8 protein-coding genes are annotated in these 10,019 nt (G+C 61.1%); 6 read left to right on the top strand and 2 right to left on the bottom strand.

The window, feature by feature from the left end; translation table 11 throughout:
* Positions 1-332: 332 nt before the first annotated feature.
* Entirely contained in the window at positions 333-1,316 is a 984-nt protein-coding gene (gene era, locus ACYQ15_RS09795) for a GTPase Era (protein WP_459937329.1), read from the bottom strand.
* 33 nt (positions 1,317-1,349) lie between these two features.
* Positions 1,350-2,570, bottom strand: a complete 1,221-nt coding sequence (locus tag ACYQ15_RS09790; RefSeq protein WP_459937328.1) for a biotin--protein ligase — start codon at positions 2,568-2,570, stop codon at positions 1,350-1,352.
* A gap of 458 nt (positions 2,571-3,028) precedes the next feature.
* On the opposite strand from ACYQ15_RS09790, the gene ACYQ15_RS09785 reads away from it, so the two are divergent.
* The 6 genes from ACYQ15_RS09785 to amrA all read left to right on the top strand — a co-directional run bounded on the left by ACYQ15_RS09785 (position 3,029) and on the right by amrA (position 9,695).
* The gene (locus tag ACYQ15_RS09785) at positions 3,029-5,698 is read left to right on the top strand and encodes a valine--tRNA ligase (RefSeq protein ID WP_459937327.1); all 2,670 of its coding nucleotides are present in this window, start codon (positions 3,029-3,031) and stop codon (positions 5,696-5,698) included.
* 189 nt (positions 5,699-5,887) lie between these two features.
* Positions 5,888-6,301: a type VII toxin-antitoxin system MntA family adenylyltransferase antitoxin gene (gene mntA / locus ACYQ15_RS09780; protein ID WP_459937326.1), complete on the top strand. Its 414-nt coding sequence runs from the start codon at positions 5,888-5,890 to the stop codon at positions 6,299-6,301.
* A 3-nt stretch (positions 6,302-6,304) separates the two neighbouring features.
* A complete protein-coding gene (gene hepT / locus ACYQ15_RS09775) occupies positions 6,305-6,718 on the top strand; it encodes a type VII toxin-antitoxin system HepT family RNase toxin (RefSeq protein WP_459937325.1) in 414 nt (137 codons plus the stop codon).
* A 20-nt stretch (positions 6,719-6,738) separates the two neighbouring features.
* Positions 6,739-8,271 carry a uroporphyrinogen-III C-methyltransferase gene (gene cobA, locus ACYQ15_RS09770; protein ID WP_459937324.1) on the top strand — a complete coding sequence of 511 codons (1,533 nt, stop codon included), beginning with the start codon at positions 6,739-6,741 and terminating at the stop codon, positions 8,269-8,271.
* Positions 8,268-8,948 carry a phosphoribosylglycinamide formyltransferase gene (gene purN / locus ACYQ15_RS09765; protein WP_459937323.1) on the top strand — a complete coding sequence of 227 codons (681 nt, stop codon included), beginning with the start codon at positions 8,268-8,270 and terminating at the stop codon, positions 8,946-8,948. Before cobA ends, purN begins: the two co-directional genes overlap by 4 nt.
* A gap of 204 nt (positions 8,949-9,152) precedes the next feature.
* Positions 9,153-9,695: an AmmeMemoRadiSam system protein A gene (gene amrA / locus ACYQ15_RS09760; protein ID WP_459937322.1), complete on the top strand. Its 543-nt coding sequence runs from the start codon at positions 9,153-9,155 to the stop codon at positions 9,693-9,695.
* The last annotated feature ends 324 nt before the right edge of the window (positions 9,696-10,019 follow it).

Here is a 10,019-nt window from a genome sequence, read left to right as displayed (position 1 = left end):
GCAGTATTATCGACGATGTTCGGATATCGGAGATCCAGGGCGTTTGATAGCCTGGAGTTTGCGAAGTAACGGAAAACGTCCAAAATTCATGTAATGCAAGGAGCGGAAAATAAGCAAGCGGAAGTGAAGAGCCGGGTGCGGATAACGTCTACAACCGATTTATTGATGTCGGAAAAGAGCAGGGCAGAGGGCGGAAGCCTGACTTTGGTGAATAGTACGAGCGGAGAATCATGCCTACGGACTGCCGCGGCCCAGGGCGGTATATTCATCTTGCGGCAAGAGGAGCCGCACCGGGGTGCGGCGGTCCCAAAAGCGAATACTTGTTGCAGCGGTCAGCCCTGCCAGTCTCCCATGTCCGGGGCTGAGCCGAAGCCAAGGGAGAGCAGAAAGCGTTCGTCTTCGCTCCATTTGGAGCGGATCTTAACCCACAGTTCCAGATAGACTTTGCCTTCCAGCAGTTCCTCCAGTTCCAGCCGGGCGCTCTGACCGATCTGCTTCAGGTTGCGGCCCTGTTTTCCGATGACCATGGCCTTGTGGCTGTCCCGCTCCACGAAGATCACCGCGTGAATCCTGGTCAGTCCGGGCTGGCTGGCGTCGTCCCAGTTCTCAATGTCCACGGCGGTGTGGTAGGGCAGTTCCTCGTGCAGGTTCAGGAACAGCTTTTCCCGGATGATTTCCGACGCCATGAACCGCAGGGGCACGGTGGACAGTTGATCCTCTGGGAAAAGTGGTAGCCCAGGAGGCAGGGCCGCGGCTATGCGGGTGATCAATGTTTCCACGTTCTCGCCGGTGGCGGCGGAAATGGGAAGGATTTCCGCTTCCGGCCAGATCCCGGCGATCTGCTCCATCAGGGGCAGCAGTTTCGCGCGGTCCTTGACCTTGTCGATCTTGTTCAACGCCACCAGCAAGGGGTGCGGCAGTCTGACCCTGGCGGAGCGCAGGGGCTGCAGGTCCTCCGGTAGGAGATGCGGCCGCTTGTCGTACAGGGCCGCGTCCAGGATGATCACCGCGGCGTCCGCCCGGGACAGGGCCTGCCACGCGGCCTTGAGCAGAAAGGAGTTCATCTTGCCCCGCAGACGGTGCAGCCCCGGCGTGTCCAGGAAGACGACCTGGAGACTGTCCCGGGTCAGGATCCCGGTGACCTGGTTGCGGGTGGTTTGCGGCTTGGGGCTGACAATGCTGACTTTCTGGCCCAGCACGGTATTGAGGAGGGTCGACTTCCCGGAATTCGGCGGCCCCAGCAGGGCTGCCCAGCCGGTATGGAAATCATTGGACTGAGGTGATTCCAGAGAGGTATCGCGGTCTTGGTCAATCATGGTGGAGTCTCTTGGGGTTTGTATTTGTGGCTTTCACTGGGCCGCCAGCCAGAGCAGTTCATCCAGCGTCGCGGCCATGCTGCCGAAAAGGCCGCCATGTCCCGGAAAGCGGCCGATGAGTTCCTTGCGTTGCTCGTGGAGACGGATTCGGGAATTGATCTGTGGCGAGTAGGAGGCCGTATGCATGGCCAGGCGCTCTCCGACCAGATAGGATTCCATTTTTTTGCGAAACAGACGCATCTGTTCCTGCAGTTCGTCGGCTGCCTGGTTCAAGCAGGTCTGGGCCCGCGGGTTGGGAGGCAGGGAGCGGATGGTTTGGACCTGGGCGTAGAGGGTCGTGAGCACGAAGCCCGGGATGCCCCGCCGCCAGCCCAGCAGCCAGGGGTAGCGCCAAAACAGCAGGAAGTGGCGCGTGCCCAGCCGGATGATCGATTCCAGATCCTCGGCCAGTCCGGCCAGACGCGGGTCGTTCCAGAGGACCTTCGTGCCTTTCAGATCCCATTCCGGTGCCGTCTTGGGTGTGGTCAAGGGTTGCCCCGAAAGCAAAGAAAGAATATGGCCCAGCCAGGAATTTGCCATTGGAGAGGCAGGGCTTTCCAGGTGCGCGTAACTGAGGATATACCGGCCTTGTCCCAGCGTGCCGGAAACCACGCAGGGTTCGCCCCGGATTAGTTCCGGGTCGAGATTGATGCCGTAGAGCTGTTCGCAGGAGACGCGCTCCTCCACGGCGATCTGCTCCAGGGGCAGGTCGGAAACCCAGAAATCCGGTCCCGGCTGAACGTAGGAAGCCAGAATCTCCACGCCGGGGCCTTGCGGGGCCGTGAACTGGGAGGGCCACCAGACGGGCAGGTGGATCAGCGGAGGGCAGTCCTCAGGGACCAGGGCATGCGGCCGCAACGGCGCCGCCGATACATAGCCGCTGAAGTTGGGCAGCCGTTCGGCCATGGGCTTGCGGCACAGAGGGCAGAGCGCCAGACCTTCGTTTTCCGGCAAGGCCAGCCCCGCGCCGCCGCAGATTCCGAGATAGGTTCCGCCGGCATGCAGGTAATCGTTTACGGCTCTACGGCCCTGGGATCCCAAGGCCAGGGCCTTGAGTCTTGCCCAGCCTCCAGGTACGAAGAGCGCGGCCGGGGGCGACTCCTGCAACAAGCCCCGCGCGATCTCGGCAGCCCGCACCAGTCGCAGCGGAACACGCCATGCGGCTAGGCACCGCCAGAGCAGAATGCCCCAGAACTGGGACTCGTCCCACAACATGTAAACAGGCCTCGGCTGTTCGCCGACAGAATGGGATTGATTCTTCAGCTCCATGTCGCATACGTATCAGGACCATCGGTCCGGGACAAGCAGACGCTCGCCGTCGACCGCGGCGGAGCGTAAAGTAGTTGTGCTGTCGTTTGTGAGAATTCGAAGAGCGCCATGTTAGAAATGCGAATGAAAATCGTGTAGGGGTTTCCGGAAGCCCCGCACTCCAGTGCGGCCCGGATTGGCGTGCAACACCCCAAGTGACGCGACAATTTCGCAACGTGCCGCACTGGGGTGGCCCGGGAGCGCCGCACCCCAGTGCGGCCCGGATTGATGTGCAACATCCCAAGTGACGCGACAATTTCGCAGCCTGCCGCACTGGGGTGCCAGCGCTCCCAGGGCGGCGACTTCACCGGAAGGCGCGGTCGCAGGTTGATGAGCATGACTACCAACGTAGGAGAGCAAGCATAATGAATGACACAAAACTGCCCAAGGGCTATGAACCCCGGGACGTGGAAGCCAAGTGGCTTGAATATTGGGAAGAGCAGGGCGTCTTCACCGCGCCGGCGCAGGCTGAGCGGCCGGCGTATTCCATGGTCATTCCGCCGCCCAACGTCACGGGCTCCCTGCACATGGGCCATGCCCTGAACCTGACCCTGCAGGACATCCTCTGCCGCTTTTACCGGCAGCAGGGCCATGACGTGCTCTGGGTTCCAGGGACGGACCATGCCGGGATCGCCACGCAGAACGTGGTGGAAAAGTCCCTGGCCGCCCAGGGCAAGAGCCGGGAGGAACTGGGCCGCGAGGCCTTCGTGGAGCGGGTCTGGGCCTGGAAGGAAGAATACGGCGGCAAGATCCTGAACCAGGTGCGCCGCCTGGGCGCCTCGGTGGACTGGTCGCGGCTGCGCTTCACCATGGACGACGGATTGTCCAGGGCGGTGCGGGAAGTTTTCGTGCGGCTGTACGAGGAAGGCCTGATCTACAAGGGCGACTACATCATCAACTGGTGCCCCCGCTGCCGGACGGCCCTGGCGGATCTGGAGGTGGAGCACGCCCAGGCCGAGGGCAAGCTGCACGCCATTCGCTATCCCCTGGCCGACGGCTCCGGAGATCTCACGGTGATGACCACCCGACCGGAAACCATGCTCGGCGATACCGCCGTGGCCGTGCATCCCGAGGACGAGCGCTTCGCGCACCTGGTGGGCAAGGAAGTCATTTTGCCCCTGGTGGGGCGCAAGCTGCCGATCATCGCGGACAGTTACGTGGACCGGGAATTCGGCACGGGATGTCTGAAGGTCACCCCGGCCCATGACATGAACGATTTTGAACTGGGGCGGCGGCACAACCTGGACGTGATCAAGGTCATCGACGACCAGGGCCGGATGAGTGCCGACGCGGGATCTGAATATGCCGGGCTGGACCGAATGGAGTGCCGCAAGCGCATCGTCCAGGACCTGGAGGAAAAGGGGTTCCTGGTCCGCGTGGAGGATCATCCGCACAGCGTCGGTCACTGCTACCGGTGCCGGGCCGTGATCGAGCCCTATGTCTCCAAGCAGTGGTTCGTGGCCGTGCAGCCCTTGGCAGCCAAGGCCCGCATGGCCGTGGAGGACGGACGGACGGAGATTCTGCCCCGGCAATGGGAGCGGACCTATTTTGACTGGCTGGACAACATTCGGGACTGGTGCATCTCCCGGCAGATCTGGTGGGGGCACCGCATTCCGGCGTGGACCTGCCAGGCCTGCGGCGAAATGATCGTGTCCCGCGACGATCCCAAAAGCTGCACCAAATGCTCCGGCAAGATTGTCCAGGAAAGCGACGTCCTGGACACCTGGTTCTCCTCGGCGCTGTGGCCGTTTTCTACACTGGGCTGGCCCGACGAGACGCCGGAACTGCGCAGCTACTATCCCACTTCGGTGCTGGTCACGGGGTTCGACATCCTCTTTTTCTGGGTTGCTCGGATGATGATGATGGGTCTGCATTTCCGTGAGGACGTGCCTTTCCGTCATGTCTACATCCACGCTTTGGTCCGGGACAGCGAAGGGCAGAAGATGAGCAAGTCCAAGGGCAACGTGATCGATCCGCTGACCATGGTCGATCAGTACGGCACGGACGCCCTGCGCATGACCCTGACGGCCATGGCCGCCATGGGCCGGGACATCAAGCTTTCGGAGGAGCGAATCCAGGGATACCGGTATTTCGTGAACAAGCTCTGGAACGCGGCCCGCTTCGCCCTGATCAACCTGCCTCCGGCGGAGTCCGCCACGGCGCTTCCGGCGTTGCCCGCTCCGGCGGAATTGGATGTGCGTCACCGCTGGATTCTGACCCGCCTGGAGCAGAACAAGCGGGATGTGGCCGCGGCCATCACCGAGTACCGGTTCAATGACGCGGCCATGGGCCTGTACCAGTTCGTCTGGCATGAACTCTGCGACTGGTATCTGGAAATGATCAAGCCGGATCTTTCCGCGGAAGAAGACAAGAACCGGGAAGACGCACAAGCCTGCCTGCATACCGTTTTGTCCGAGGTGCTGACCCTGCTGCATCCGATCATGCCCTTCGTTACCCAGGAGATCTGGAACTGCCTGCCGGGCATCAAGGAGCCCAACCTGGCAGCGGCGGCCTATCCGGTGCTGCGTCCGGAGCACGAGGACGAGCAGGTCCTGAGAGATATGGCCCTGATCCAGGAAATCGTGGTCAGTGTTCGCAATATCCGGTCCGAACTGAGCATTGGACCTTCCCTGAAGCTGACTGTTCTGGTCCGGGGTGCGGATGAGGCCGTCCTGCGCACCCTGGAGGCCAACCAGGACACGATCATTCACTTGGCACGGCTGGATAATTTTCAGATTGGGACGGAACTCACCCCGCCCAAGGCTTCCGCCAGTGCCGTGGTTCAGGGACTGGAAATCTTCGTGCCTCTGGCCGGAGCCGTGGATTTTCAGGCCGAGCTGGCCCGGCTGGAAAAGGAGCTGGCCAAGACCGCCAAGGATCTGGACATCGTCAGCCGCAAGGTGGCCAACGAGGACTTCATGGCCAAGGCCCCGGCCGAGGTGGTGGAAAAGGAACGCGCCAAGGCCAGGGATCTATCGGAAAAGCAATCCAAGCTGCTTGGACTGCGCACGCGGCTGCAGAGCCTGATGGAGTAGGTTCGCCGTTGCTGTCTGGAATGAAAGGACGTGCCGAGGCAGCTGCCCGGTTGGTTCAAGAAATACACTTCCGATAAGCGATGAGAGGCTTCATGGGGATGGTTGATTCGGAGGCAAGGCAACAAGACAAGTCATTCCCGCGCAGGCGGGAATCCAGGGATTGGCTTCTGGATTCTGGTGAGTAATTGAATGCCGAGTGAATACGATCAGGCAATCATCGCGAACGTCCGCCATAGTTTTCCGGACGTGCAGGCCGTGTATCTCTTCGGATCGCTGGGCACGGAATACGAACGGGAGGACAGCGACGCGGACATTGCCGTGTTGCTGCCCCCCGCCACGGCCAAAGCCTTGGGGAGTCTGGTCATGGCCGGATGCCGTTTCGACCTGGAGCGCGAGCTTGGACGAACGGTGGACCTGGTCAACCTGCGCTTGGCAAATACGGTTTTCCAGATGCGGGTGGTTGAAGAGGGACGGTTGCTTTTCGTTGCCGACCCATTTGCCGCGGCCACCTTTGAAATGCTGACCCTGTCCTTCTATCAGAAGCTCCAGCAGGAGCGGGCCGCCATCCTGGAACAGGTTGCAACCACGCAACGGGTGCTTTGACGCATGATCGACGACGTCGTCTTGAACAAGAAAGAGAGCATCGAGCGCTGTATCCGGCAGGTCAGGCGATACTACGCCCAGCCTTCCGGGCTGCCGTTTGACGAGGACTTTTTGAAACAGGATGCCATCGCCCTGAATCTGCAACGTGCAGCTGAACTCTGCATTGACCTGGCCAACCATGTGGTCCGGGTGAAGCGGCTTGGCATTCCCAGGCAAAGTCGTGACGGCTTCGACTTGTTGCGCCAGGCCGGCATCATACCGGAATCCCTGTCGCGCAACCTGCAAGCCATGGTCGGATTTCGCAATGTTTTGGTGCATGATTACCAGAAGCTTGATCTGAACATCATGCAGGACGTTATCAAGCATCGCCTGGGGGATTTCACGGAGTTCACGGTGCGGGTGATGGAGTGCGATTAAATCATAAATCAGGAGAACAAATGCCTAAAGTCTATCTGCTCGGCGCCGGTCCCGGCGATACGGAACTGATCACTCTCAAGGCCAAGCGCCTGCTGGAAACCGCGGACACGGTGGTCTACGATTATCTGGCCAATCCGCGGTTTCTGGACTGGTGTCGCCCGGACGCGGAGATCCTCTACGTGGGCAAGAAGGGTGGAGACCATACCCTGCCCCAGGATCAGATCAACGATCTGCTGGTGGAACGGGCCAAGGCCGGCAAGGTGGTGGCCCGGCTCAAGGGCGGTGATCCGTATGTTTTCGGCCGGGGCGCGGAGGAGGCCGAGGAACTGCTGGAGCACGGGATTGATTTCGAGGTCGTGCCCGGCGTAACCTCGGCCGTGGCCGCTCCGGCCTATGCCGGCATTCCCCTGACCCATCGCCGCTTTGCTTCTTCCGTCTCCTTCATCACCGGCCATGAAGACCCCACCAAGGCCGAGAGCGCCCACGACTGGGAAGCCCTGGCCCGAGGCACGAGCACCCTGGTTTTTTTCATGGGCGTGAAGAATCTCCCGGATATCGCGGCCAACCTGATCAAGGCCGGACGCCCCGGCACGACGCCGGCCGCCCTGGTGCGCTGGGGCACCACCTGCCGCCAGCAGTCCCTGATCTCCACCCTGGAGAACATCCCCCGGGAGGCCAAGGAACGCGGGTTCAAGCCTCCGTCGCTGCTCGTTGTGGGCGAGGTGGTTTCCCTGCACGACAAGCTGAACTGGTTCGAGGACCGGCCGTTGCTGGGCCGCGGGGTGGTGGTGACCCGGTCCCGGGAGCAGGCCAGCGAAGTGGTGGCCAATCTGGAAAGCCTGGGAGCCTGCTGCCACGAATTTCCGACCATTGCGGTGGAGCCCATGGAGGACGCCGCGCCGATCATGGACGCGGCTTCCCGGCTGAACCAGTACGACTGGGTGGTCTTCACATCGGTCAATGGGGTGCGGACCTTCTGGGACGTGCTGGAAGGCCATGGACTGGACGCCCGGGCCTTTGCCGGAGTCCGGGTGGCGGCCATTGGTCCGGCCACGGCCCAAGGGCTTGCCCAACGTGGCATCAAAGCAGACTTTGTTCCGGAAAAGTACATTGCCGAAGACATCGTCCAGGGACTTTTGGCCAGGGACGTTGCCGGAAAGCGGGTGCTCATCCCGCGAGCACAGGAAGCCCGGGAGGTGCTGCCCGAGGAACTGCTGCGCGCCGGGGCCCAGGTGGACGTGCTGCCCGTGTACCGGACCCTGCCGGTGGCCAAGGGCGCCGAGGATGTCGCGGCCGCGCTGGAAAGCGGAGAAATCCACTACATCACCTTCACCAGTTCCTCCACGGTGACCAACTTCTTCACGGCCATTGACGCTCAGCTGATCCAGAAACACCGCTCCGCGGTGCAACTGGTCTGCATCGGCCCGGTCACGGAGCGGACCCTGCAAAGCCACGGCTTTCAGGGCGACATCCAGCCCGAGGACTACACCATTCCAGCCATGGTCGAGGCGATCCTCGACCATGCCCGTGCGCAAAAGGCCGCGGCCTTATGACTCTGCCCCTGGGCGTGCTGATATCCGGAAGCGGGTCCAACCTGCAGGCTCTGATTGACCGCATGGAAGCCGGCGCGCTGGATGCGACCATCCGGATGGTCATCTCCAACAACCCCGCGGCCAAGGGCCTGAACCGGGCCAAACGCCACGGCATTCCGACTCTGGTTCTGCCCCACCAGGATTATTCGGACCGTCGCCAATACGACCTTGCCCTGACCCGGGCGCTTCAAGGCGCCGGAGTCCAGGCCGTGGCCCTGGCCGGATTCATGCGTCTCGTCGGTCCGGACCTGCTGGCCGCGTTCCCCTGGCGCGTACTGAACATCCATCCCGCGCTGCTGCCCTCGTTTCCCGGTCTGCACGCCCAGGAGCAGAGCGCGGCCTACGGCGTTCGCCTGGCCGGATGCACGGTTCATTTCGTGGACGAGAAGGTGGATCACGGCCCCGTGATCATCCAGGCCGCTGTCCCGGCCTTGCCCGGCGACACCGGAGACACCTTGGGCGAACGCATTTTGCGCCTGGAGCACCGCATCTATCCACAGGCCGTCCAGTGGCTTGCCCAGGGGCGGCTGGATGTCCAGGGCCGGCAGGTCCTGGTCCGGCCGAATGGTCATCCTCCGGCGGCCCTGGATTCGCTGCCGCCATGCCTGGTATATCCATCATTGGAAGAGGGGTTTTGAGAGACAACGCAAATGGTTGCACCATTTTGCCGGGAGACACTTTTCCGGATCAGGATTCCCTCTTGTGCTTGCCCGAATTCCCAAGAAACTTATATTTAATGCTGCATATGATTCTGTCATGAATTCGGAAGATTCATCCGTCTACCGATGATTATGCCGTTTCATGGATGCCGGGTTTGTCAATCCCGACCCAAGGAGGAGACGATGAGTTTTCAATTCGAACTCACCACCGCGGAGAAGGAGTATCTGCTGGAGTTGGCGCGGCTGAGCATTCTGCAATGCTTTGATGCCGGCGTGATCCTGCCGAAAAACGTCTCCGATAAGTTGAAAGAGCCGTATGGCGCGTTCGTGACCTTGAAAAAACAAGGCCAATTGAGGGGCTGCATCGGGCATATCGTCGGCGACCACCCCATAACCGAGACCATTGTCCAAATGGCCCAGTCCGCGGCCTTTCAGGATCCACGTTTTCCTCCCCTGGATCAGGAGGAGGTAGCTGAAATCGAAGTCGGCATATCCATTCTCAGCCCCCTGCGACCTTGCACTCCGGATGAGATCGTCCCTGGACGGCACGGGCTGCTGGTGCGCAGCGGCATGCACTCCGGGTTGCTGCTTCCGCAGGTGGCGGTGGAATATGGCTGGAACCGGGAAACTTTCCTCTCCCAGACGTGCCGCAAGGCCGGGATGGCGGCGGATTGCTGGCGGAAGGCCAATGTCGAGATCTTCTGCTTCGAGGCAGTGATCTTCTAGCCGTCGTGATCAGTGCATCTGCTCCTGCCGACGTAGCGTCGAGAATGCGTTATGTTTCGTCGACCATGATGCGCTGGTAACCTGCAACGTCGAAGAAGGACACGGCTTTGCCGCAGGGGATATTCTTGCTTGCATTTTTCCGCGTTCTGTTGTTAGGGAACTAAATCTTACAGGAAAGCTACAAGGCTATGTTTTCTCTGGGCGTTATTTCGGCAACTTCAAAACCAAACCAAGATCTTTGGATCCCATGCATCAAACGGCGTTTTCAACACACTGAAGTCGATGATGCGGTGCATGAAGGTCCTCTGACTACGAGTGCTGATT

The organism is Desulfonatronum parangueonense (genome assembly GCF_054656975.1).
Note: the sequence above shows the minus strand (reverse complement) of the source record. Positions and strands in the feature narration are given on the sequence as shown.

Bases quoted from the DNA above. Each gene is read 5' to 3' on its own strand.
- amrA (WP_459937322.1), top strand. From the start codon at position 9,153: ATGAGTTTTCAATTCGAACTCACCACCGCGGAGAAGGAGTATCTGCTG.
- ACYQ15_RS09790 (WP_459937328.1), bottom strand. From the start codon at position 2,570: ATGTTGTGGGACGAGTCCCAGTTCTGGGGCATTCTGCTCTGGCGGTGC.
- mntA (WP_459937326.1), top strand. From the start codon at position 5,888: ATGCCGAGTGAATACGATCAGGCAATCATCGCGAACGTCCGCCATAGT.
- ACYQ15_RS09785 (WP_459937327.1), top strand. From the start codon at position 3,029: ATGAATGACACAAAACTGCCCAAGGGCTATGAACCCCGGGACGTGGAA.
- purN (WP_459937323.1), top strand. From the start codon at position 8,268: ATGACTCTGCCCCTGGGCGTGCTGATATCCGGAAGCGGGTCCAACCTG.
- hepT (WP_459937325.1), top strand. From the start codon at position 6,305: ATGATCGACGACGTCGTCTTGAACAAGAAAGAGAGCATCGAGCGCTGT.
- cobA (WP_459937324.1), top strand. From the start codon at position 6,739: ATGCCTAAAGTCTATCTGCTCGGCGCCGGTCCCGGCGATACGGAACTG.
- era (WP_459937329.1), bottom strand. From the start codon at position 1,316: ATGATTGACCAAGACCGCGATACCTCTCTGGAATCACCTCAGTCCAAT.